The organism is Flammeovirgaceae bacterium SG7u.111 (assembly GCA_034044135.1).
Taxonomy (GTDB): domain Bacteria; phylum Bacteroidota; class Bacteroidia; order Cytophagales; family Flammeovirgaceae.
This window is the reverse complement of the sequence record CP139021.1, coordinates 6,272,458-6,295,000: the sequence shown is the minus strand read 5'-3', so window position 1 is coordinate 6,295,000 and position 22,543 is coordinate 6,272,458. Positions and strand designations below refer to the sequence as shown.

At 43.7% G+C, this 22,543-nt stretch carries 18 protein-coding genes and 2 rRNA genes (1 of these 20 cut by a window edge); 10 read left to right on the top strand and 10 right to left on the bottom strand.

Features of this window, described 5'->3' with window-relative positions; all coding sequences use genetic code 11:
* Together R9C00_24465 and rrf are read left to right on the top strand one after the other, a co-directional pair.
* Positions 1–1,614 (top strand): 23S ribosomal RNA (locus R9C00_24465) (it extends 1,207 nt beyond the left edge of the window).
* A gap of 74 nt (positions 1,615–1,688) precedes the next feature.
* Positions 1,689–1,800, top strand: a 5S ribosomal RNA gene (gene rrf / locus R9C00_24460).
* A 417-nt stretch (positions 1,801–2,217) separates the two neighbouring features.
* Here the strand turns inward: rrf and R9C00_24455 are convergent.
* Together R9C00_24455 and R9C00_24450 are read right to left on the bottom strand one after the other, a co-directional pair.
* Positions 2,218–2,850, bottom strand: coding sequence for a LysE family transporter (locus R9C00_24455; GenBank protein WPO34855.1), 633 nt, complete (start codon positions 2,848–2,850; stop codon positions 2,218–2,220).
* Positions 2,851–2,891: 41 nt separating this feature from the next.
* Positions 2,892–4,052 (bottom strand): hypothetical protein, encoded by a 1,161-nt coding sequence (locus tag R9C00_24450; GenBank protein WPO34854.1) that lies wholly within the window; start codon positions 4,050–4,052, stop codon positions 2,892–2,894.
* A gap of 231 nt (positions 4,053–4,283) precedes the next feature.
* Here R9C00_24450 and R9C00_24445 point away from each other — a divergent pair, with 231 nt between their 5' ends.
* Positions 4,284–5,444, top strand: a complete 1,161-nt coding sequence (locus tag R9C00_24445; protein WPO34853.1) for a BtaA family protein — start codon at positions 4,284–4,286, stop codon at positions 5,442–5,444.
* Between the two features lie 125 nt (positions 5,445–5,569).
* Here the strand turns inward: R9C00_24445 and R9C00_24440 are convergent, their stop codons facing one another.
* From R9C00_24440 to R9C00_24415, 6 genes are all read right to left on the bottom strand, one after another.
* The gene (locus tag R9C00_24440) at positions 5,570–6,172 is read right to left on the bottom strand and encodes an SET domain-containing protein (protein ID WPO34852.1); all 603 of its coding nucleotides are present in this window, start codon (positions 6,170–6,172) and stop codon (positions 5,570–5,572) included.
* A 33-nt stretch (positions 6,173–6,205) separates the two neighbouring features.
* Positions 6,206–7,006: a creatininase family protein gene (locus tag R9C00_24435; GenBank protein WPO34851.1), complete on the bottom strand. Its 801-nt coding sequence runs from the start codon at positions 7,004–7,006 to the stop codon at positions 6,206–6,208.
* A complete protein-coding gene (locus tag R9C00_24430) occupies positions 7,003–8,520 on the bottom strand; it encodes a hypothetical protein (protein ID WPO34850.1) in 1,518 nt (505 codons plus the stop codon). Before R9C00_24430 ends, R9C00_24435 begins: the two co-directional genes overlap by 4 nt.
* Positions 8,521–9,597: a DUF1611 domain-containing protein gene (locus R9C00_24425; protein ID WPO34849.1), complete on the bottom strand. Its 1,077-nt coding sequence runs from the start codon at positions 9,595–9,597 to the stop codon at positions 8,521–8,523.
* Positions 9,598–9,826: 229 nt separating this feature from the next.
* Positions 9,827–10,888 (bottom strand): pyridoxal-phosphate dependent enzyme, encoded by a 1,062-nt coding sequence (locus tag R9C00_24420; GenBank protein WPO34848.1) that lies wholly within the window; start codon positions 10,886–10,888, stop codon positions 9,827–9,829.
* Between the two features lie 395 nt (positions 10,889–11,283).
* Positions 11,284–11,583 (bottom strand): hypothetical protein, encoded by a 300-nt coding sequence (locus R9C00_24415; GenBank protein WPO34847.1) that lies wholly within the window; start codon positions 11,581–11,583, stop codon positions 11,284–11,286.
* Between the two features lie 341 nt (positions 11,584–11,924).
* Between R9C00_24415 and uvrA the strand changes: the two genes are divergently transcribed.
* On the top strand, positions 11,925–14,741 hold the full coding sequence (gene uvrA / locus R9C00_24410; protein ID WPO34846.1) for an excinuclease ABC subunit UvrA: 2,817 nt from the start codon (positions 11,925–11,927) through the stop codon (positions 14,739–14,741).
* 395 nt (positions 14,742–15,136) lie between these two features.
* Here uvrA and R9C00_24405 read toward each other — a convergent pair whose 3' ends face one another.
* Both R9C00_24405 and R9C00_24400 read right to left on the bottom strand, forming a co-directional pair.
* On the bottom strand, positions 15,137–15,658 hold the full coding sequence (locus tag R9C00_24405; GenBank protein WPO34845.1) for an RDD family protein: 522 nt from the start codon (positions 15,656–15,658) through the stop codon (positions 15,137–15,139).
* 236 nt (positions 15,659–15,894) lie between these two features.
* Positions 15,895–16,812 (bottom strand): sterol desaturase family protein, encoded by a 918-nt coding sequence (locus R9C00_24400; GenBank protein WPO34844.1) that lies wholly within the window; start codon positions 16,810–16,812, stop codon positions 15,895–15,897.
* Positions 16,813–16,981: 169 nt separating this feature from the next.
* On the opposite strand from R9C00_24400, the gene R9C00_24395 reads away from it, so the two are divergent.
* The 6 genes from R9C00_24395 (at position 16,982) to R9C00_24370 (ending at position 22,314) form a co-directional block, all read left to right on the top strand.
* Positions 16,982–18,088: a bile acid:sodium symporter family protein gene (locus tag R9C00_24395; protein WPO34843.1), complete on the top strand. Its 1,107-nt coding sequence runs from the start codon at positions 16,982–16,984 to the stop codon at positions 18,086–18,088.
* Between the two features lie 141 nt (positions 18,089–18,229).
* On the top strand, positions 18,230–19,267 hold the full coding sequence (locus R9C00_24390) for a histidine kinase (GenBank protein WPO34842.1): 1,038 nt from the start codon (positions 18,230–18,232) through the stop codon (positions 19,265–19,267).
* Positions 19,268–19,281: 14 nt separating this feature from the next.
* Complete coding sequence (locus R9C00_24385) at positions 19,282–20,058, top strand: LytTR family DNA-binding domain-containing protein (protein ID WPO34841.1); 777 nt, start codon at positions 19,282–19,284, stop codon at positions 20,056–20,058.
* A gap of 102 nt (positions 20,059–20,160) precedes the next feature.
* Complete coding sequence (locus tag R9C00_24380; protein ID WPO34840.1) at positions 20,161–20,934, top strand: sterol desaturase family protein; 774 nt, start codon at positions 20,161–20,163, stop codon at positions 20,932–20,934.
* 190 nt (positions 20,935–21,124) lie between these two features.
* Positions 21,125–21,865 carry a hypothetical protein gene (locus R9C00_24375; GenBank protein ID WPO34839.1) on the top strand — a complete coding sequence of 247 codons (741 nt, stop codon included), beginning with the start codon at positions 21,125–21,127 and terminating at the stop codon, positions 21,863–21,865.
* A gap of 56 nt (positions 21,866–21,921) precedes the next feature.
* Positions 21,922–22,314 (top strand): hypothetical protein, encoded by a 393-nt coding sequence (locus tag R9C00_24370; GenBank protein WPO34838.1) that lies wholly within the window; start codon positions 21,922–21,924, stop codon positions 22,312–22,314.
* Positions 22,315–22,543 lie beyond the last annotated feature (229 nt).

The following is a 22,543-nucleotide window of genomic DNA, read 5'->3' as shown; positions in this document are numbered from 1 at the left end:
GGGGAGCATTCCAAGGGCGTCGAAGCCGTCCCGCGAGGGCTGGTGGAGCGCTTGGAAAAGCAAATGTAGGCATAAGTAACGATAAGGCGGGTGCGAAACCCGCCCACCGATAGACTAAGGTTTCCCTGGCAATGCTAATCATCCAGGGGTCAGTCGGGACCTAAGGCGAACCCGAAGGGGGCAGTCGATGGACAACTGGTCAACATTCCAGTACCCGCCATGGGCTAAAAAGTGACGAAGGAGGTTAAGGTACGCGCACTGACGGAATAGTGCGTTGAAGCCCTCGGGCGAGAGTACCGCGAAGCTACGGCGGAGCGGATAGCGACCTGGACTCCTTCCGAGAAAAGCGAACCATGGCGGCCCGTACCGCAAACCGACACAGGTAGTCAAGGAGAGGATCCTGAGGTGCTCGGAAGATTCATGGCTAAGGAACTAGGCAAAATAACCCCGTAACTTCGGGAGAAGGGGTGCTTACCTCATTTATGAGGAAGCCGCAGTGAAAAGGCCCAGGCGACTGTTTAACAAAAACACATGGCTTTGCGAACTCGCAAGAGGAAGTATAAGGCCTGACACCTGCCCGGTGCTGGAAGGTTAAGGGGGGACGTTAGCCTCGGCGAAGCGTTGAACCGAAGCCCCAGTAAACGGCGGCCGTAACTATAACGGTCCTAAGGTAGCGAAATTCCTTGTCGGGTAAGTTCCGACCTGCACGAATGGTGCAACGATCTGGGCACTGTCTCGGCCATGACTCCGGTGAAATTGTAGTTCCGGTGAAGATGCCGGATACCCGCAACGGGACGGAAAGACCCCATGAACCTTTACTATAGCTTAACGTTGGTATTGGGCAAATAATGTGTAGGATAGGCGGGAGGCTTTGAAGCGGTGTCGCCAGGCATCGTGGAGCCAATGTTGAAATACCGCCCTTTGTTTGTCTGGTGCCTAACCCCTTGCCGGGGACAGCGTTTGGTGGGTAGTTTGACTGGGGTGGTCGCCTCCAAAAGAGTAACGGAGGCTTTCAAAGGTACCCTCAGCACGGTCGGTAATCGTGCGCGGAGTGCAATGGCACAAGGGTGCTTGACTGTGAGGCCTACAAGCCGAGCAGGCAGGAAACTGGGACATAGTGATCCGGTGGTTCCGCATGGAAGGGCCATCGCTCAAAGGATAAAAGGTACTCTGGGGATAACAGGCTGATCTCCCCCAAGAGCTCATATCGACGGGGAGGTTTGGCACCTCGATGTCGGCTCGTCACATCCTGGGGCTGGAGAAGGTCCCAAGGGTTGGGCTGTTCGCCCATTAAAGTGGCACGCGAGCTGGGTTCAGAACGTCGTGAGACAGTTCGGTCCCTATCTGTTGTGGGCGCTAGAAGCTTGAGAGATCCTGACCTTAGTACGAGAGGACCGGGTTGGACGAACCTCTGGTGTACCTGTTGTGGCGCCAGCCGCACCGCAGGGTAGCTATGTTCGGAAGGGATAAGCACTGAAAGCATCTAAGTGCGAAACCCGTCTCGAGATGAGGCTTCTTTTAAGGGCCGTGGTAGACGACCACGTCGATAGGCCGCAGGTGTAAAGCCAGAGATGGCAAAGCCGAGCGGTACTAATTGCCCGTCAGCTTCCTTCACGCCGGCAGACCGTTGGCCGAGGGATACCCTTTCTTATCTGAGACATGCCAGGACTAAAGACATATAAAGACAAAATGGCGACGACAGCGCGGGTGCCCACCTCTTCCCATTCCGAACAGAGAAGTTAAGACCCGATGCGCCGATGGTACTGCGGTAACACGTGGGAGAGTAGGAGATCGCCAGCCCACCATGCGGGGGCGCCCGAAGGGCGTCCCCCTTTTTTTTGCCCCTGCCAAACCGCCCCACAGGCAGGCAATGCCCCCCCCACACAAAAAAAAATCCAACGGAAAGATGGCTCCCAGCTATTATTACCTACCGTCAACAAGGCATTTCAACCAGAGATACGAGGTCGAGGACAATACATTTAGGCTGTGCCCAAATAGTTAGTTGCTTTTTCCTATTCACATAATTGAAATAAAGGACAAAACCCCATCATTACTACACCCGCTGCGGAAACTCAACAAGGAACATAATGGTGAATAGGCAGGCACTAGATACTTGATTGAGGACCGCTTATACTATTTTGATAAGTAGGGGATCTCTCTGCTATTAGTAGTATTTATGGAAGTGAGTCATAAGAAATAGATTCCTATTGTATTTTACTAAAGGCTGGGAGCACCAGCCCATACCTCAAAAAAGTGGTAGAAAAGACGGAGAGAGAGAAGAATGAAAATGATGCCAAGCACTTTGTCAATGCGGCGGATAGTATTTTCATTGAGAAGGTCGCCTAGCTTGTTGGCCAAGAAGGCTTTGAGCAAATCCATAGTGAAAATGGTGCCAAGTAAACCAATGAAAAATTGAGTATAATCTTCAGAGGAATAGTTTTTTTCTAGATTCAACCCTGCTATCACAGTTATCCAAATCAAGAATGTAAAAGGGTTAAGCACATTGATAGCAAATCCTTTAAAATAAAACATATACACGGGAAGCTGCATATCCTGAGTTCCTGCGGCATGTTTTTGTGATTTAAGGATGTAGCGTATTCCTATCACGAGTACGGCAGTGCCTGCTACTATGCTAAAAACTTCTTGGAAAAGTGGTAGTTCAAAAAAATGGGAAAGCCCAAAGAAGATGGCTAAGACCATTGCCAGGTCGCTAGTGATGATACCTAGGGCAAAAAGTCCAGCTTCTAAAAATCCTTTTTTGATACCTACGCCAACCAAATAGAAGAAGGATGGACCAATGAAAAGCATTAAAAAACCTCCAAGTAATATTCCTTCAATGAGTGGGTGCATTGTATAAAAATCTAGTCAAGCTCTATTTAGAATCCACAAATTTACACCTCGTATTTAATCATGCTTGGTTTTATGTATTTTTCTGAAAAGAAAAGCATTATTTGCCAGATAAATCGAGTATAGAAGGGAAGATGACAGGAATAAGTCATGTTGTATTCGAAAGAAGCTTCTCCAGCTCTAGCTTTCTTAAACTTAGAAGCCCCAGAGCTCATATTCAGTACCAAACCCTTCTGGATGGCCTCGTCCATTAGCCTCATATTCATTATTCTGTACAGTCCTTTTTCTAGCGGTTCATCTTGTTTATAACCTATAAAAGGGGTGGTTAGTACGCCGTTTACTTCCGAGAAGGCTTGTACCGCAAGTATTTTTCCTTTTTCTTTTAGCTGATGAAATGTGAGTATCCCTGCTTTTTGTGCAAGTTCGATGTAGCCAGTGGTGTACTGAGGGTTAAAGTACGAATATTTTTCCAAATACAATTCTGTGTAGTACTGGTTAGTAAGTGCAGCATCGCCATTGCAGAGCAGCTGTATTTGACTCCATTCCATTCCTTCTTCTTTTGCTTTCTCCCACAGCTTTTTATCTGTCACCCAAGGGCGTTTTTTCTTATACTTTTTAGTTTCGGGTTTCATCACATACACTTGCCTGCTCACTACTGATGCAAAACCAATACTTTCCAAAGATACTTTAAGCTGCTGGTCGGTAGCTTCCGTTACTCCCTTAAAGACTAGGGCTGAATTCGGAAAGTGCTTGGTGAGGCAAGCTTTGATATCGGGAAGGAGTTGAAGGTCTAGCTGTGGAGCTAGGTTGCTAGAAAGTAGCCAATTATTTATAAATACAACATCTTCAAAACCCATTGCTTTAGCGAGACTGATAACGGGAGGGAAGGCGAGCTTACTAAGCCTCTTGAGAAATGGAGAGTACTTTGCATTGTTGAGAATTTCTTCTTGGGAGTAGTGGAAGTACTGCGTGATATTGGATGCTATATACGAATTGGGGATTTTCGTTTTGCGTTGAGGCTTGACGATGGGCAACAATGTCTTTCCTGCTGCCAATACACTCACTTCGGCAATGAGATTATCGATAAAAGCCTGTGTTCCTTCCTGAATCAAGGGCAGCAGATACGCTTTCGCTTCTTGCCCATTGGAGAAAGATTCCCACGCTAACTCTTCTATATTTCTTTTGTCAAAAAGCTTAATTTCCATGTAGCCAAAGCTAGTTTTTTTTATGCTCGCTGAACCTTGAAAGGAGGAATCTAAACAATTTGGCAAACTTTGGTTTGCAATGCATTTTTATACAGCAAGTCCAGATTATCAAATTGTGTACAGTATCTGTTTATCACTTTCTAATGCCTAATATTGGCAAGCAAAATTAGGCTGAAGTATATAAAAATGGCATTTGGTTCTAAATAATAGGACAGAAGAATTTAGAGAACGATGAAGAAGGCACTGAATAAAGTAAGAGATAAGTTTTTTGAGAAAATCCACGGGAACAATTTGGTGTACAACACCTGCTGGGAAGACCCGAAGGTCGATAGGATTTTGCTGGAGTTAGACAAAGACAGCGAAATAGTGATGATCACCAGCGCTGGTTGTAATGCGCTTGATTACCTCCTCGATGACCCCAAGCATATCTACTGTATAGATGTGAATCCAAGGCAAAATGCCCTGCTCAATCTAAAGCAATCACTTTTCAAAAACGGGGATTACAATGCGCTATTCAAAATGTTTGGAGTTGGGCAGTACAGACATGCTCAAGAACTATTAGAAGAATCGCTAAAAGACTTAATGCCGACAGCTGCTTCTGATTATTGGGAAGAAAAAATAGCCTACTTCTTACCAAAGAAAAACAAGAAGAGTTTTTACTTCCGAGGGACTTCGGGGAGCTTTGCTTGGGTGTTTAAGATATACCTCGATTCGAGTAAGAAAGCACGCAAGTTGGTAGATGCGCTGCTGGAAGCTCAAAGCTTGGAAGAGCAACAGGAAATTTATGCTGAGCTAGAGCCAAGCATCATCAATAAGGTGACCAAGTGGCTAATGGATAGGCATGTGACCATGTCGATGTTAGGTGTGCCGCATCCGCAGCGGCAGCTTATCCGGGATGGATACCCAGGAGGGATGTCAGGGTATATCCGGGATAACCTCAAACATATTTTTACCGAGCTGCCTATTACAGATAATTATTTTTGGAGACTCTACATTACCGGTAGGTACACAAAGACGTGTTGCCCTAATTATTTGAAAGAAGAGAACTACAGCTTTTTGCAAGGTAAAGAAGAATGCATAAGCACACATACTACCTATATCAGTAGTTTTTTGAAGAGGAAACCTGGGCAATATTCCCACTACATTTTGCTCGATCACCAGGACTGGCTTGCCTCACACGACGTAGCTGCATTAGAAGAAGAGTGGATGTTGATTTTGGAAAACTCGAAGCCCGGAACAAAAATCTTGATGCGCTCTGCAGCTCTTGAAATAGATTTCATTCCCGATTTTGTGTTGGAAAAAGTAAGTTTCGATAAGGGGCTTACTGCCAAATGGCACAAAACTGATCGAGTGGGAACTTATGGAAGTACCTATTTGGGTACGGTGAAATAGGGGTATAAAAAAACAGTAAGAGTAGCAGTTCCTTGACAGGACGCTACTCTTACTGTTTTATAACTTTTTTAATCCTTAGAAGCCGTTTGGAAACATAACTTCAAATTTAGTTTCAAAACAGCTTCTTAGTTCTGCAAGACATCCTCAGCCGAGTAAAAGTTTTTGAGGATAGATTCCATCTCTTTTCTTTTGGCAGAAACATCCTCTATTTCCCTCCAAACTTCACCAGTGATCAGGGTTTTGAGAGGCTGTGTTAGCTGTGGGATTTTCCCAAAAACCTTAAGCAACTTTTTGTCCCAAACCTTGTAGTATTTCAACAGGTCATCGGGGTAGACCACTTTCCTCCTAGTGCCTTCATTTATTCCTCTAAATGGTTGGGTGATGTTGAGATAGCCATAATCGTCCGTGAGTTGCTCACCAGGTTTGATGTCCCTGATGGCAATTTCGAAGTCATAGGCCGTAGTGAGGCAGTTCGAGTTGAAACTATGGTTTACGTACCTACCATTGTCCCAGCAAAGCACATAGTTGCCATGGTTGTTCCGAAAGGTATAATAGTCCAAGATATCTTGGTAAATGGGTTCCATGTCTTGGAACTCCTGAGGGCTAAACTCTCGGTCGAGTTTGTCCAGTACCCACGTAATGGTACCGGCAGGGATGAACTCCGTAGCGACAACGCCGTATCCTACTTCGTTACTAATAAATCTAAGTTCTGTTTTTGGGTGTATCATCTGAGTAATAGATGAAAATATAGATTAAGTTAATTAATATTTCTTTTGATAAAGATCGTCCAAAGAGCTGCTTTTGATTGATTCTACAAACTTCACCAATTGCTTTTCCATAATTTCCCACATTTGTTTGCCCTTCTCGGCAGTTGCTTTGGTGGCGTCGCCCATTACTCCGCTATCTGAAATCTTGTGGGTACGAACGTACCAGCTAACGCCTCGGTCGTTGTCGAAGTCCAAAAATTTGCTGCCAAAGTTGAGCGTTTCGTTCACCGCCTTGTCCATCTTTACCATTTCGGGGCGAATAGCCAACGTAGTGCTGGTTTCAATTTCTCCCGCATGGATATCGTTGGGCGTGTCTATGAGGTTGTAAATATCCACGTCACTGGTCTCACCCGTTTCCACGCAGACAAAAATACCCGCATCTCGGTTGATCATCTGCGCAGCATAGTTGAGCGTAGGCGCATTATCGCCGTGTCCATTGAGCAAGATGATTTTTTTGATTCCATTTTTTGCCAAGCCCATACCTATGTCGTAAACAAAAGCCGAAAGTGCGTTATTAGTTACGCTGAGCGTGCCTTTGAACGCCTCGTGATGGTAAGAGACCCCAAAGGGAATGGTAGGCAGCACAAAAGGTTTAGGTTCGTGGCAAGCTTCTGCCACTTTCCTCGCCAAATAATTGGCATCGAAATAATCAATATCCACGGGCAAATGAGGTCCGTGTTGTTCGATAGCTCCGCAAGGCAAAATGGCGGTATCTACCGATTTGAGCTTTTCTTCTATTTCTACCCAGGTCATCTCTTCCCAGAGATACCCAGATTTGTGTTGACTTGTTGTCATGATTGTTTTTCGTTAAGAAAATAAGGTTGAGAAAATGCGTTTTCGTCCAGTGTGAAGCTATTCCATTTCCTATCGGTCATCTTCACTTGTCCGTCGGCATGTTCCATTAATATGTTGAACAGCGGTTGGCGAATGCCCTCAGGCAAATCTCGTAGCATGCTTCGCTCATTATCGAATCGAAGCATCGTGATTTCCTTGTGTTCTTTTGCCAGCTTGCTCGTGCTTTCATTTTTAGAGATTTTCCCTTTGGAAACCAGCAGGTAATAAAGTTGGGAAGCATCCGAACCTATTTGTTTTACTGTTTTGGTTTCCAGAGCTTTTAGTCCTTTTTCTATTTGGACATCGGTATAGCCGCAGCGCTTCGGATCTTCGTCGAGTGCCGTGAGCATCCCAACTATTCGGCGACATTTTTCGCAGTTTCCACAAGGCTTCATCACCTCGCCCTCTTTGTGAGCGGCATGGCAAGAAACTTGGTGGCGCTGAAGCTCTGGATACCGTTTTACCAAGGTTTTGAGAATAAGCAATTCGGACATGCTCCGCAGCATAGAATACTGCAACATATTCCAGCCTTTCTTCTGATAATAGCGGGTAAGCGCATTGTCAAAATACTTACTTTGATCGTAGAGGGCATTATAATTAGTAATGCCCTTGTGCATCGTCTTCACGGTAGAATCGTATTCATTACCGATCAGTACATGCTTGATGTTACGCTTACGAGCTACGGGCAACACACCAAAAAGGAACACCGCCACCGTCCAAAGTCGGATAGGGTAGATGTCTGCACGGATGTTTTGGAAATTTTCCTTGATAAAAGGTAGTTGCCTTACCATCCAGTTGAACATCCTATCGCTATTGCACCAAGGTTTCACCGTGTTCGGTTCTGTTTCCTCAAAATGATGATAGGCATTATACGCCGTGTACCAGTGCCTTCCCGCCTCGTTGATAAAAACAGGGTGCGCTTCACCTATTTCCTTCACCAAGCCATAGGTAAGCAAACTATCTTTTCCACCACTGCTCAAAATAGCGAACTTATCTGCCGCAGGGCTAGCCTGCATTTTGGTTAGCTTGAGGTGGGGAAATAATGTGTTTTCAAACACGAGCTTCGCAGCCGTGTAGCGTTCTATTTGCTTTGCTTCCAACTTGTCGAAGGGAGGCTTAAGGAATTCATTCGGGCTCAAAAATTTATTGATATAAATCTCCCTCGATGTGTTTTCCACCATATCTTGGATAAAGCGTTTGTCCGCTTCGTCGAAGAGTCCATCGAAAATGATTTCTTTACAGAAAAGCCCATAGTTGATGGCAACTTGCACCAGCATCATGGAGGCAAGGTTCACATCATCCGCTTCTTTCTTATCAAAAAAAGTGGAGTTGTATGAGTACACCAATTCATTGCTTACCTCGGTCTGGTCAGCCATTTTTTTGACGGTATAAGTCGCTTTGACTTTTTTCGGTTCTATGGTCAACTGATGGATTTTTAGGTATTCAAAAATCACCAAGTCCCTTAGTTCTGCCATTTATTTCTTGAGTTTAGAAATGATAAGTCCCACTAATTTATCTGCGCCATGTGCCAGTACGTCGTAGCAAGGTAAGCCCGTTTCTTCCGTCACTTTTTCACAGGCTGGGCTAATTTCCTCTGCTTTCATCAGCTCATGGTTGAGGGTGATGGCAGCCACACCCCTGCCCGAAATTGCCTTTATGGCATTGATTTGCTCAGGAAGCGGATGCAATTTGTAACCGGGGAAACCGTCGTATTCGAGGCGTGTAGGCGCATGTTGCATAATGACATAATCTGGACGACCGGCTGCCAAAATCTCAAAACCACCAGGGTAAGCAGGGTTCATCAGGCTGCCTTGCCCTTCTATTACGATCACCTCTGGCTGCCCTTCTTTCCAAGCGCTCACCACCGCATGTTCTATCTCTCCCGATACAAAATCGTTGATGCAACTATCCATTATCATGCTGTATTTCGCCCCTTGCATCCACGCCGTTTGCCCAGTGCCTACCATTTCCGCTTTAATGCCCGCAGCTCTTAAGCCGTGTACCAAAAGCCAAGCCGTAGTTCGCTTGCCAATAGCCGAATCCGTTCCGAGGATGGCTAGTTTCAGGCAGTCCACCTTTTCTATATCTCCAGTAAAAAAATGAAGCTGGTCACGGTCAGGGGTTTTTCGCACATCTTTTATGGTGCAGTTTTTTTCCTTGGCAAGGGCGACTAGCTCCACATCGTTGGTAAGGAAATCGTGTAAGCCTGACGCTACATCTAGGCCTTTTTCAAGGGCAGTTTTTATCTCGGATTTTGACTCCTTGGGCAGCCGACCGCCATCAGGGGCAAGCCCTACCACAAAGTTGTCTATTATTTTCCCCTCCTTGCTCAGGCTGTTAAAGGCTTCTTCAAAGCTGTTGTAAATCAAAATGCCAGCTGGCTTTTGGTCGAGTATTTCACCTGCATCTTTGCCTGCATAGCGGCTGTCGATCACCCCCAATACCTCAAAGCGCTCGGTGAACCTCACCAAGCCATGAGCAGTTTTTCCTTCAGGAGTGTTGAATGCGTTTTGGCAATACACGATTGCCGTTCCGTCAATGCTTTTTTTCATGTTATTTTGTTGTTGAAATAAATGGTGATAGGTCAAATTAGTTTTTTTATAATGGTACTCTGAAAAACTTGCCATTTGTAGCAAATAATTCCAAAACTAATCAGCCCCATAGGGGCGAACTGTTTGGTTGCCTTAGTTATAAGCTATTGAAAACAACTATTTTCACCTACTACCGAAATAAATTATCTCATTCTTTTATCATCTCATCATCAAATCATCCCCAACCCCTCTAATACTTTGCCGTAAGAACCGCCACATACCTATCGGGTTCAAAAGGCTCTTTTTCGTGCCAACGAAGCATCCCGACAAGCCCAGCAGTAGAAGCAGGTAGTACTCGGTAGCCCTCTTTTTTGAGCAAGAAAGAACTCATATCTTTCATACTTTTATCGCTGATATTAAATGCTTTACCATCTGTTTGTTTCAAAGCATAAAGCGCTTCTTCCCCATCGAAACTATGCCAGTTGATAAGCGGCTCGTTTATTTTGGTCTCCCTTATTTCCTCGGGCTTCAAGTCCACACAGCTTTCATACCCTTTGTTAAAAGACTGGATGATCGGGTTTTTTAAGGTAGAAGAACCCGCTATCATCCTAGGGATACAAGAAGTTTTTCCTCTTTTGTAAAGCGAGACAAACCCACGATAAATCCCTGCGAACAGCGTTCCGTTGGAAACAGGCGCAGCGCAATATTTCGGTGCATCGCGCAGCTGATCGTAAATCTCGAAAGCTATTTGGGAGTATGCAGCAATCTGGATAGGCGTGTTGTTCCCGCCAGGGTTGGCATCATACCAATCATTCGCTTGGGCTAGCTCGGTGCTCTTGTTCACTACATCCTCGTAGCTTCCCGCAATCCGTTCTATCTCTGCATTGAGCCCTTCCATTTCCTTTATTCGCTCAGTGTGGTAGGTTTCAGGGATGAAAATCTTGCAGCGCAAACCGGCAAGATTCGCAGCTAACGCTACCGCTACGCCATAGTTCCCGCAAGTAGCTAAGGAAATGACTTCATACTCTCTCCGTAGCGCATCATAGACTTGGGCAAAAGCAATACGATCCTTTTGTGTACCCGTAGGGTTGTCCCCTTCAAATTTCAATAATACTTGTCGGATGCCAAAATCACGCTCCAAGGTGCGGGAGCGGTGCAGCCTCGAATCTCCAATTTCGATGTTCATCACATCTTCAAAAGACTCCAACCTATCTATGAGCGAGAGGCTAGTATCTTTTACCTGTTCGCTAAGCCTCAAGGCCTCTGGTGAGACCTTATTCTCAGCTGACTTAACAGAGTCTCTTATATTCACTTGCGCATGTGTGAGATTAACATAAAAACAGTCTTAAAAACATTGATAACCAATTTATTAATCTTTTGCTCCAAAAGGAATTATTCTTGCTAAAAAAGCGGGCGAAGATAGATTGTGGAAAGGACTCGTACAATAGTTTCAAGAGAAATTTTTTAAGATTTTTTGATGATTAAAACAATGTGGGAAATGGCTTTTTGTGTGCTTGTTATTAGAGAAGATTTCACAAGAGAGAGGTTGGAGATCAGAAGCCAAGGGTTGGGGGAAAATAAAGTAATTATAGGCTCTTGGAGCTGTTCGTAATTGGAAAGTTGATAACGGTTATGAATTAATTTGCAGAACGTAAATCATATGTGCCTATTAATTGAAATTGGGCGTCAGCATCTTCTCTATAAACATCAAAAAAAATAGGTGTTTTCTTCTTTACTTATAGAGTCACCAATAGCAATTTTATTTCCTACAGGATATAAGAAGTAGACTGTAGCTCCATTGTCAAGTTGAAACTCTTCTGACCTACCAAAATAAGAAGTTGAGCTTATGATGTATGAAGAGGTTTTTTGCCTGTAAAATAGTTGAGTACTATCTCTGGCTTCAATTTGATATCTTATAAACCAAATAATTCCAATTAATACTATCAGACCTGCTAAAGTATTCAGAACTATTGGCGCTTTAAGGTCAGTCATTTTTAAGTTTTTCATATTCAAATTTCGGAAACCTATAAGGTTTTCAAAACCTTATAGGTTTGATAATAAAATAACCCACCAAATTCCCCCTTCTCTTTCCTTTTCTGTTTCTTTGCATTTCCCAAAACAAAATGGCTAGCTTAGCTGTCATATTGATTGGTGTTTTTGAAGTTGTCTAAAGTAAAGAATTTCGTACCGAGAATGAGAGGGTTTTGGTCTAGACGATTCAATTTTGACGCGAATAATGGAGGTTATTTAAGGAAAAATTGGAGAAGTATAGAGTAAAATCAGCCATTCGTAGGCGAAAGGTTTTACTTTAGATAACTTCTTTAAAAATCTGAAAGAAAAATTCTCCCATGACGGTAAACGTTGATAAACTAGATCCAAGGAACCATATCATTGTTAAAGGTGCAAAGGTCAATAACTTAAAGAACTTGAACGTAGCCATCCCACGAAACAAATTGGTGGTGGTAACGGGCGTTTCGGGTTCTGGAAAGTCTTCCCTTGCTTTTGACACGTTGTTTGCCGAGGGGCAGCGGATGTACGTGGAGAGCTTGAGCTCGTATGCCCGCCAGTTTTTGGGGAGAATGGAAAAGCCAGAGGTGGAGTACATAAAGGGCGTTTGTCCTGCCATAGCAGTGGAGCAAAAGGTGAATACCCGAAACCCCCGCTCCACGGTGGGGACTACTACCGAAATCTACGATTACCTCAAGCTGCTTTTTGCCCGGATAGGGAAAACGTACTCGCCTGTTTCGGGAGAAGAAGTGAAGAAAGATACGGTGACGGATGTGGTGAACTTCATCCAGTCGTACAAAGACGGGACGAGGTTTATGGTGCTTGCTCCACTGGTGGTAAAGCAGGATAGAGAGGTAAAAGACGAACTGAATATCTTGTTGCAACAAGGCTTTTCGAGGGTGATGTTCAATGGAGAAGTGACCTTCATTGAGGAGCTGGTGGAAAAGGATGATTTGCCAGCTTCGGAAGATGTAAGTTTGGAGGTTTTACTGGACAGGAGTGCGGTAAAAGCCGATGACGAAGACAACCAGTTTAGGATAGCCGATTCAGTACAGACGGCATTTTTTGAGGGGCACGGGGAATGTGTGATAGAGGTTTTGCCGAAAGGCGAAGAGAAAGTGAGGAGAACCTTTTCCGATAAATTTGATGCCGACGGGCTGAGTTTTGAAGAGCCTAGCGTCAACCTTTTTAGCTTCAACAACCCTTATGGGGCTTGTAAAAAATGTGAGGGATTTGGGCATGTGTTGGGCATAGACCAAGATTTGGTTATTCCTGACAAAAGCCTTTCGATATTTGAAGGTGCGGTTGCCCCTTGGCGCAGCGAAACCATGAGCAAATGGGCGCAGCCGCTAATAAAGCACGGCATTGAGTTCGACTTTCCCATCCACCGAACCTATTCGGAACTGACCGAAGAGGAGCAACAATTGCTGTGGACGGGTAACAGTTACTTCAAAGGACTGAATGATTTCTTCAAATTTTTGGAATCGAAAAGCCACAAGATCCAGTACCGAGTGATGTATTCGAGGTACAGGGGGCGCACGGTCTGCCCCGACTGCAAGGGCACTCGCCTCAGAAAAGATGCTGGTTATGTGAAAGTAGGGGGCAAGTCCATCATCGAATTGGTGCTGCTGCCTATTCGCGATCTTCATGGCTTTTTTGATACTATCCAACTTGCCGATCATGAGAAAAAAATAGCCGATAGGTTGCTCACTGAGATCAACAACAGACTTGGCTATTTGGAAAAAGTAGGCTTAGGTTATCTCACGCTCAACCGACTGACTTCTAGCCTTTCGGGCGGGGAATATCAGCGAATCAAGCTGGCGACTTCGCTGGGCAGTGCTTTGGTGGGTTCGATGTATATCCTCGATGAGCCGAGCATCGGTTTGCATCCGAGGGATACGCTGAACTTGGTAAGCGTGCTGAAGGAACTCAGAGACTTGGGCAACACGGTGATAGTGGTGGAGCACGAAGAAGAGGTGATGAAAGCTGCTGACCAGATCATAGATATTGGCCCCGATGCTGGGGCGCATGGTGGCGAGCTTGTGTTCCAAGGCGATATGAACGAGTTGATGGATAAAAATGTGAGCCACACTTCTCGCTATTTGCATGGAATAGAAGTGATTCCTGTTCCCAAAAAGCGCAGGAAAGCTAATAAGTTTATAAAGCTAGTAGGGGCGAGGGAAAATAACCTCCAAAGTGTGGATGTGGACTTTCCGCTCAACGTGATCACTGCAGTGACGGGTGTGAGCGGGTCTGGGAAATCTACGCTTATCAAGCAAGTTCTCCAACCTGCTTTGGGCAAATTCTTGGGGCAATACAATGACCTCTCAGGCAAGTACGACAAGCTGGAGGGAGACCTCAATGCGATTAATAGATTGGAATTTGTGGACCAAAACCCCATTGGAAAATCTTCCCGTTCCAACCCCGTAACCTATGTGAAAGCTTACGATGTCATCAGGCAATTGTATGCTGAGCAAGGCTTGGCAGCCCAACGAGGGTACAAACCTGCTTTTTTCTCGTTCAACGTGGATGGTGGCAGGTGCGAGGCTTGCCAAGGCGAAGGGTTTGTGAAGGTGGAAATGCAGTTTATGGCAGATATTTACCTCACTTGCGAGAGCTGCAAAGGCAAGCGTTTCCAAAATGAAATATTAGAAGTAAAGTATAAAGAAAAGGATATTTCCGAAGTGCTAGACCTCACCATTGCCGAGGCGATCGAGTTCTTTGCCGAAAAGCCAAAAATAGCTGACAAGCTTCGTCCGCTTTTTGAAGTAGGCTTGGGCTACATCAAGCTGGGGCAATCGTCCAATACGCTGAGTGGTGGGGAAGCCCAGCGGGTAAAACTGGCTTCGTACCTCGTAAAAGGAAACCTAAAGCAAGGGGAAAAAATCCTATTCATCTTCGACGAACCCACCACGGGGTTGCATTTCCACGACATCAACAAGCTGATGACTTCCATCAATGCGCTGGTAGAGCAAGGGCATTCGGTGATCATCATTGAGCATAACATGGAGGTGATCAAATCAGCCGACTGGGTGATTGACTTAGGCCCAGAAGGCGGCGACGGCGGAGGAATGATCTGCTTTGAAGGAACTCCAGAGGAAATGGCGAAGATAAAAAACAACCATACCGCAGGCTTTTTAAAGGAGAAAGTTGGGTGATGAGGAAATTGATTATGCAATGATTTGATTATGAGATAGTGTGCATAACTGCTGATTTCCGTCGTGGTCGTTTCGACTGCCCACGACGCTGTAGGCACGTGGTGAACTCAAAATGTTCGTCGGTCTCCCACTCTCCAATTCGAGTCATCCCGTGCCCCGACACGGGATCTCCAACCTATTTGAAACTATGTAAATGAGCAAAGTTCCACAGTATCGGCTGGTGTATGGGATGGAGATTCCCCGTCGAGCGGGGAATGACACTGGTTTTTCGAGGTTTCTTTTTTCTTTAATTCATTTCTCGGTTCCTATCCCCTCCAAAAAAAATCGAGTCATTCCTGCGAAAGCAGGAATCTCCCACCTAGCTAAAGCAGTGTTTTAAGTTTTTGAAGAGTTGTTCAAAGTGAATTAGATGCTTGGCAAGACGGGCAGACATATTTCTGTGAAAGTAATTCGTTGGGAGTAAGAGATAATTTTTCCTTGCAATTTGGGCAAATAACCGACTCCCCACCAATTACTATCGTTTTTGCCCAAAGATCACCTAGCCGTTGGTGATTTTGAGTATTTTTAATGGTAATGAAAGCTATAGTACCAAAAAAGAATAAATCAAAAAAGTCGAGCAAATGACGTTTGACTGCCTTCCCAAATGTAATAGGAGCTCCTGAAATAGCAATCACCTTTAGACCTGCGATTAGTTTGCCAAGTGTTTTGCCTTTGAATGATTCGGTTACAGGAAAATAAATAAGCCAAAAAAGGATAATCAGCCAACCTTTAGGGTCATTTTTAAGTGTATATCCTCCTTCGTCATTGGGCACACCATAAGTTACGACCAGCCAAAGAAAAAAAGTAAAAAACAGCCCATAATCAATTGCTGCTGAAAGTACTCTTCGGAGTAACTTGGCTTCGGTTTTTATCGTCATTGTTTATTTTAAATCTTTTTGTTTCAGTTTTCCTTCTAAACCTAACAAATTAAAACAACACAAACAACGAAGCGTCGGTATGGTCATCCCGTGCCCCGACACGGGATTCAACCTTCTGAAGCTATGTGAATGAGCAAAGTTCCGCAGTATTGGCTGTTGCATGGGCGGGAGATTCCCCATCAAGCGGGGAATGACACTGGTTTTTGGTAGAGGCGTGATTAATCGTATCTCTACGGTTAAATGACTTTTGAAGATTCCTCCTTCTTCCCCTTCTTCAAGCCCAATCCATGCAGGCTTTGCCCCACAAACGATTTAGGGAATTTTTCTAAGCCGGGGAAGCCGAGTTTGATGTCTTTTCCGCTGTGGGGGATGTAGGCCGTGCGGAAGATATAATCCCAAATGCTGAGGGTCAAGCCGAAGTTTATGCCTCTTGGATGGCTCTCGGGCATGTGGTAGGCATGGTGCCACATGTGCATGTTGGGGTTGTTGAGGATGTATTTTAGCGGACCTATTTTTACTCGGAAGTTGGCGTGGTTCCAGTGCCCAATGGCGATGGCGAAGATATGCACCACAAAGAAATCATCGATGCCGAAGCCGATCATGGCAAGGGGCAAATAGACGATGGATTTATAGACCACATTTTCCATCCAGTGGTAGCGGAGGTGGGCGGCAAAGCCCATTTGCTCCACCGAGTGGTGGACTTTGTGGAACTCCCACAGTGCGGGGACGGTGTGCAACAAACGATGTACCCACCATTCGGCGAAGTCTTTGACTACAAAAAGTAAGGCGAGTTGCGCCCACACGGGCCACTGCCCCACATTGATGGCTACCAAATTATTGATACCGAAAATGTCCAAGAAATCATTGAACAGGTTCACGAACACATCGGAAGCCGCATTGAAAATAATGAGAGAGAAGAGGAAAAAGTTGAAAAACATGTAAAAGAAATCGAGCCAAAAGTCTTTGCGGAACTTGGGCTGCTCTTTTCGCCAAGGCTTTACCAGCTCGAGCAGGAAAAAGAAAGCAGAAATGGCAATGAGGTAGTAGAAATAGTTTTTCCACCAAGGTTCGCTGTAGTTGAATGTGATTTGGTTCCATACCCAATTGGCATAGTTCACATATCCATTTTTGAAGAGCTCAATGTATTTTTCCATCAGTCGAGATGAGTTTTTTAGTTGTTGTTTTCATCTAAACAGTCTGTCAAAACCAATCGTTCATGAATATATGATTATTTATTCATATGATAAAAAGTTTCCAAACTCTCGCTTGACTACTTTCTTGCTTTGAAGTATCATTGGGTAGTAACTTTCAACTCATTGAAATATGAAAATTCCGAAACCAATCTATAAAGTAGCCCTTGGAGTGGCTATTCTTTGTCTCCTTGCCAGCATCGTATTTATGATAATGGGCGATTATCCCACCGCAGGGCCCTTTCTTATCACCTTTTTTCTCGCACTTGCCCTTGGTTTTCGGGGCTACGAAACCTTGAAAGGTTTTGCTTTTACCATTCTGATTTTTGCCGCTGTAACAGCTTCCATGTATTACCCTGCCTATTTTAGGGAGATCAACGGTTTTGAGCTGACAGTGCTCATCGTCCCCCTGCTCCAGCTCATAATGTTTGGGATGGGCTCGCAGATGAGTTTGAAAGATTTTGCAGGGGTTATTAAAATGCCGAAGGGTGTGATTATAGGTGTTTTTTGCCAGTTTACCATCATGCCGATTGTAGGGGTGAGCATCGCTACTCTATTTGGGTTTCCTCCTGAAATAGCGGCAGGAATTGTGTTGGTTGGTTCCTCGCCCAGTGGCTTAGCTTCCAATGTGATGGCGTATATTTCCAAGGCAAACCTTGCCTTGTCTGTTACACTCACTGCTGTGGCAACTTTATTAGCTCCTTTTACCACCCCTTTGCTCATGAAACTCTTTGCAGGACAATTCGTCCCCATCGACTTTTTGGGAATGATGTGGAGTATTATGAAAATGGTGATTTTTCCTATTGTTGCCGGCTTAGCCTTCAATAAGATAGCCCACGGAAGGGCAAAATGGCTTGACAATGCCATGCCAATAATCTCTATGGGAGGCATAGCGGTGATTATTACTATCATTACCGCCGAAGGGCGTGATAGCTTGCTTACCATAGGCTTAACACTGATATTAGCAGCATTTCTCCATAATACGATGGGGTATTTTTTGGGGTATTGGGCATGTCGCCTTTTCAAAATGGACGAACGTTCTTGCCGAACCGTTGCCCTAGAAGTTGGGCTGCAAAATGGGGGCTTGGCTTCGGGCATCGCCTTGGAAATGGGTAAAGTGGCAACGGTCGGGCTTGCCCCAGCGGTATTTGGCCCGCTCATGAATATTACAGGTTCTTCCCTAGCAACTTGGTGGAGAGGCAAACCTACGGGGGAGGAGGAAAAAAAGGAGGAGGGTTGAGAAATTAAAGACGTCTATTTATGGCATTTCAATTGAAATAACGTTTGACTTTACCCTCTGCACAAGTGACTTCACTCCCCAAATTTTCAGCTTCGCCTTTTATCTTAACTGTTTTCATCCGTTATTTTTGACATTAGCAAGATGAATACAACTACAGAAAAGAAATTAGCTTTTTATAGCTCCTTGTTTATCGCCCTTGCCATCAATTTGCCGAGAATCCTTGTTTCAAAAGAAAGCTTCTTAGCCGGCTCTTTTTCGAAAGCAAATATAGGCATGTATGAATCTTTTTATCAGGCTTTTTACAACTTCCTTTTTTGCCTCCTTATTACATTTTTTAATTTAAAAGAGTGGAAACGCCTTAAAGGCAAGAGGAGCCTCCAAGAGTATTTGTCACTAATTTCCCTCAACCTATTGGCTGTATTCATTTTTGCTGCTATAGGTATCATTTCCCAAAGGTATTTGTTCAATAACTTTGACTATTTCATTATCTTGGTGGGTGGGTATTTCTTTCGTTTTTTACTGAGTATTACCCTTATTCTAATAGGTATTAGGATTTACCTTTTGGTAGAAGAAAGTAGGGCTAAAGATATAGAGAACGAGCAGTTGAAATCTCTTTACCTAAAAGCAGAATTAGGAGTTTTGAAAGGACAGTTAGACCCTCATTTTTTCTTTAATGCCCTAAGTAGCCTTTCAAGCATAGTTAGGGAAGACCCACCCAAAGCACAGCAGTATATCAGTCATTTATCTAAAGTGTTCCGGTATTCTTTGCAGGTATCAGACCAAAACTTGGTGCTTCTTTCCGATGAATTAAAAGCGCTAAAATCGTATGCGGAATTATTAAAAATGCGTCATGAAAAGGGGTTTCAGCTACAGATAGATATTCCCGAAATTGAGTTGGGCAACCATTTGCCCCATATGTCATTGCAGCCCTTGCTGGAAAATGCAGCAAAGCACAATGCTGTATCATTGGAAAATCCGCTTACGGTAAGAATTTATACAGAAAACAGGTTTTTGGTGATAAAAAATAACTTTCAGCCAGTTCCCTTTCCTGAAAGTGGCACGGGGATAGGATTGGCTAACTTGAATGACCGATTTCAAATTCTTTTGCACAAAGGAATTGAAATCGTTAAAAATGAATCTGATTTTATCGTTAAATTGCCACTATCCACTGCTCAATAAAACAGCCAGCCAACATGCCATTAAAAGTTGTAATAGTTGAGGATGAACCCGCTACCGCCAGAAACCTTGAATATATCCTGCAATCTATCGAGCCAGACATAGTAGTGTTGGTCGTTTTACCAAGCGTTGCTGCTTCGGTAAAATGGCTGCAAGCTAACCAAAGCCAATGCGCACTGATATTTATGGATATCCGATTGTCAGATGGGCTTTCGTTTGAAATTTTCGAAAAGGTAAAAGTGGATCCGCCAGTAATTTTCTTAACGGCTTACAATGAATATGCGCTCCAGGCTTTCAAGGCAAATGGAATTGGCTATATCCTTAAGCCTTACGATGAAGACGAAGTGGAAGAAGCTCTAGTTAAATTCAAGAAACTTTCCATAAGTACACCTGCTCTACAAAATTATAGTGAACTTATTACCTTGATGGAAAACCTGAAAGCAGGGCCAAGTTCTTTTAAAAAGTCTTTTTTGGTGCAACACAGAGAAAAACTTTTACCGTTGGATGTGGGGAAAATTGCTTGGTTTTATACCGAAAATGAACTAGTGTATGCATATACAAGTGACCACAATAAGTACATCATCGACTTTACCTTGGAGCAGCTTCAGCAGCAACTAGACCCTACACATTTCTTCAGGGTCAATCGTCAGTTTATCGTTTGCCGCAAAGCCATTCAGGATATTGATTTCTATTTTAATGGAAGGCTTATTGTGAATACCACCCCAAAATCAAATGAGCAAATTTTGATTAGCAAGGCGAAAGCACCTGAGTTTAAGGTTTGGATGAACGCCTAAAGTTCACCCCTCATTTTTTCAGCTTCGCCTCTTTTCCAAAGGCAAGGCAGCAGCGTTCTGGGTAAATTCACCATACAATGTTTCACTTAAATAAGAAATCGTATGGATACCCAACTTACACAGTATAGAGGAAGCGTGTTGTTGTTTTTAGTTACACTTATCCTTTTAGAAATTGCCTGGAGCTGGCGGAGAGATAAGAAAGTGTACCAGATAAAAGAAACCTTTACCAACCTCGCTATTCTTTTTGGCTTTCAATTTTCTAAATTTATTTTTGCAAGCTATCAACTGGCGGTTTTAGGCTCATTTACCAAGCTTGCCCTGTTCGATATCCCCAAAAATATTTGGACTTTTCTCGCCACGTTTATTTTAGCTGATTTCATTTATTACTGGTTTCACCGCGCCTCGCATGTTTGGAAACCGCTTTGGGCATTTCACCTTATTCATCATTCCAGCCTTTTCATGAACCTCACTACAGCCTATCGGCTAAATTGGTTTTCGGCTATTATTAGCCCACTTTTCTTTGTGCCCTTAGCACTGGCAGGTTTTTCTCCAGACTTCATTGTGATCAGTTATGCCCTGAACTTGCTTTACCAATTTTTCCTCCATACTGAAGCCATTGGGAAGCTGGGACCGATAGAAGGCTGGATAGATACGCCATCCGCTCACAGGGTCCATCATGGTTCCAATCCTCAGTACATCGACAAAAACTTTGGAGGTGTTCTGCTGATTTGGGACAGGATATTCGGCACTTATCAACCTGAGACCGAAAAGGTGAAATATGGTATTACCACAGGTTTTATCAGCAATAATCCGTTAGTGTTGAATTTTAAAGGGTTCATTGACTTGTTCAAAGGAAAAATGAGATATAAAGGATAATCGACTGAAAGGAGGGGGCGCTATAGCTCTCATCTTTTGAAATTCCACTCAAGTTTTCTCCACGCTCAATCCGAGTTAGTTCACCCCTCCATTTTTCAGCTTCACCCCGATAAGCCCTTCACAGCTTTGGAAAACCCTACATCTTAGTCATATCATTATTTAACTCTTTAATTTAATTAAATAAGAACCCATGAAAAAGTGTAATTCATTTTTCTTCAAATCCAATCAATTCATTTCAAAAACAATCTTGGCTTTTGCTTTTGGAAGCCTACTGTTTTCTTGCTCTGAGGACAGCCTAGATGACACCATGATCATCTCAGAAGAGGAAGCGGCTGAGGTAGTGATCCAATCTGTAGAGGCGGAAAGCGGAGGAGTAGTAGTCCAAATAGAGGATGCATCTACTATGACTGTAGAAAATATTGACAATTGCGGTATTTCAATGGATACCGTTATTTCGGCCTCGAGTAGCACTGGCGCAACCATCGTTTATGAATATACGCTTAGCTGGGATTATGCACTCACTTGTAACAACTTCACACCTCAGCAATTCAGCTTCAACTATACAGGGCAAGCCAGTTATGATGCTCCTAGAATAGCTTCAGCAGACACCCGTACTGGTGCACTTACTGTGGAAGGACTTTCTTTTTCAAGCAGTAAGCTGCTATTTAACTTGGAATTTGTAAACCAAGGCAGTCAAACATCTAAAATCGGGAACAAGAGTTCATTCACAAGCACCACCACTTTAAAATCTGCTGATTTGGCAGTAGATAAATTGACATACGAAATCCTTTCTGGAACGGTAGAAGTAACCATTTCTGGAGCAACCTCAACAGGGACAACCTTCAGCTATAGCGGTACACTTACGTTCTTAGGCAATAGGCAAGGTATGCTGGTAATGGCAAGTGGTGCGACTTATTCAATCCAGTGGTAATACTTTCCTTTTATCTGAAAGGAAACTAAATCAAACTTTATTTAAAATTGAAAATCATGAAATCAATTAAATTTCTTATCAGTGCAATTTGTCTATTCTTTATGTTCCAAGTACAAGCTCAGTCAGTAGAAAAACTAAAAGATAAAACTCCTGAGGAAAGGGCAAAGATCCAGACCGAGAAAATGGTGGAAAAATTGGCCATTGAAGGTGATTTGGAAATGCAAGTTTATGCAATCAACTTGAAATATGCAGAAGCTATTGAGCCGTTAAAAGACAGCGAAGATAGCAAGGTCTCAAAGTTCCAAAAGCTAAAAAGTTTATCCGAGGACAAAAACGCTGAAATGGAAAAAGTGTTGACAGAAGACCAGTTCATGGCATACCTCAAAATGCAGGAGGATATGACAAAGGAGCTGAAACAAAACTTCCGAGCTCGAAGGAGTTCCAATTAATTGGAAACGGTGTGGTTGATAAAAAGGACTGGGATATTCTCCGTCCTTTTTTTGATGATGAATTAATAGGAATTCACCCATTCCTCGGATGGAAATCTTGGCTCTTTATGAAATTACTTGATTAAGCCGAGTAATAGAAAAGTTAGGATTGAGAGTAAAGAGGCTAGATGAATTGACAGGCTAGCTTGGGGTCAACTCAAGCGGATGCTTAAAAAGTAATTTCGGCACG

Coding starts and splice junctions, on each gene's coding strand:
- R9C00_24455 (WPO34855.1), bottom strand. CDS start 2,850: ATGCACCCACTCATTGAAGGAATATTACTTGGAGGTTTTTTAATGCTT.
- R9C00_24450 (WPO34854.1), bottom strand. CDS start 4,052: ATGGAAATTAAGCTTTTTGACAAAAGAAATATAGAAGAGTTAGCGTGG.
- R9C00_24445 (WPO34853.1), top strand. CDS start 4,284: ATGAAGAAGGCACTGAATAAAGTAAGAGATAAGTTTTTTGAGAAAATC.
- R9C00_24440 (WPO34852.1), bottom strand. CDS start 6,172: ATGATACACCCAAAAACAGAACTTAGATTTATTAGTAACGAAGTAGGA.
- R9C00_24435 (WPO34851.1), bottom strand. CDS start 7,006: ATGACAACAAGTCAACACAAATCTGGGTATCTCTGGGAAGAGATGACC.
- R9C00_24430 (WPO34850.1), bottom strand. CDS start 8,520: ATGGCAGAACTAAGGGACTTGGTGATTTTTGAATACCTAAAAATCCAT.
- R9C00_24425 (WPO34849.1), bottom strand. CDS start 9,597: ATGAAAAAAAGCATTGACGGAACGGCAATCGTGTATTGCCAAAACGCA.
- R9C00_24415 (WPO34847.1), bottom strand. CDS start 11,583: ATGAAAAACTTAAAAATGACTGACCTTAAAGCGCCAATAGTTCTGAAT.
- uvrA (WPO34846.1), top strand. CDS start 11,925: ATGACGGTAAACGTTGATAAACTAGATCCAAGGAACCATATCATTGTT.
- R9C00_24405 (WPO34845.1), bottom strand. CDS start 15,658: ATGACGATAAAAACCGAAGCCAAGTTACTCCGAAGAGTACTTTCAGCA.
- R9C00_24400 (WPO34844.1), bottom strand. CDS start 16,812: ATGGAAAAATACATTGAGCTCTTCAAAAATGGATATGTGAACTATGCC.
- R9C00_24395 (WPO34843.1), top strand. CDS start 16,982: ATGAAAATTCCGAAACCAATCTATAAAGTAGCCCTTGGAGTGGCTATT.
- R9C00_24390 (WPO34842.1), top strand. CDS start 18,230: ATGAATACAACTACAGAAAAGAAATTAGCTTTTTATAGCTCCTTGTTT.
- R9C00_24385 (WPO34841.1), top strand. CDS start 19,282: ATGCCATTAAAAGTTGTAATAGTTGAGGATGAACCCGCTACCGCCAGA.
- R9C00_24380 (WPO34840.1), top strand. CDS start 20,161: ATGGATACCCAACTTACACAGTATAGAGGAAGCGTGTTGTTGTTTTTA.
- R9C00_24375 (WPO34839.1), top strand. CDS start 21,125: ATGAAAAAGTGTAATTCATTTTTCTTCAAATCCAATCAATTCATTTCA.
- R9C00_24370 (WPO34838.1), top strand. CDS start 21,922: ATGAAATCAATTAAATTTCTTATCAGTGCAATTTGTCTATTCTTTATG.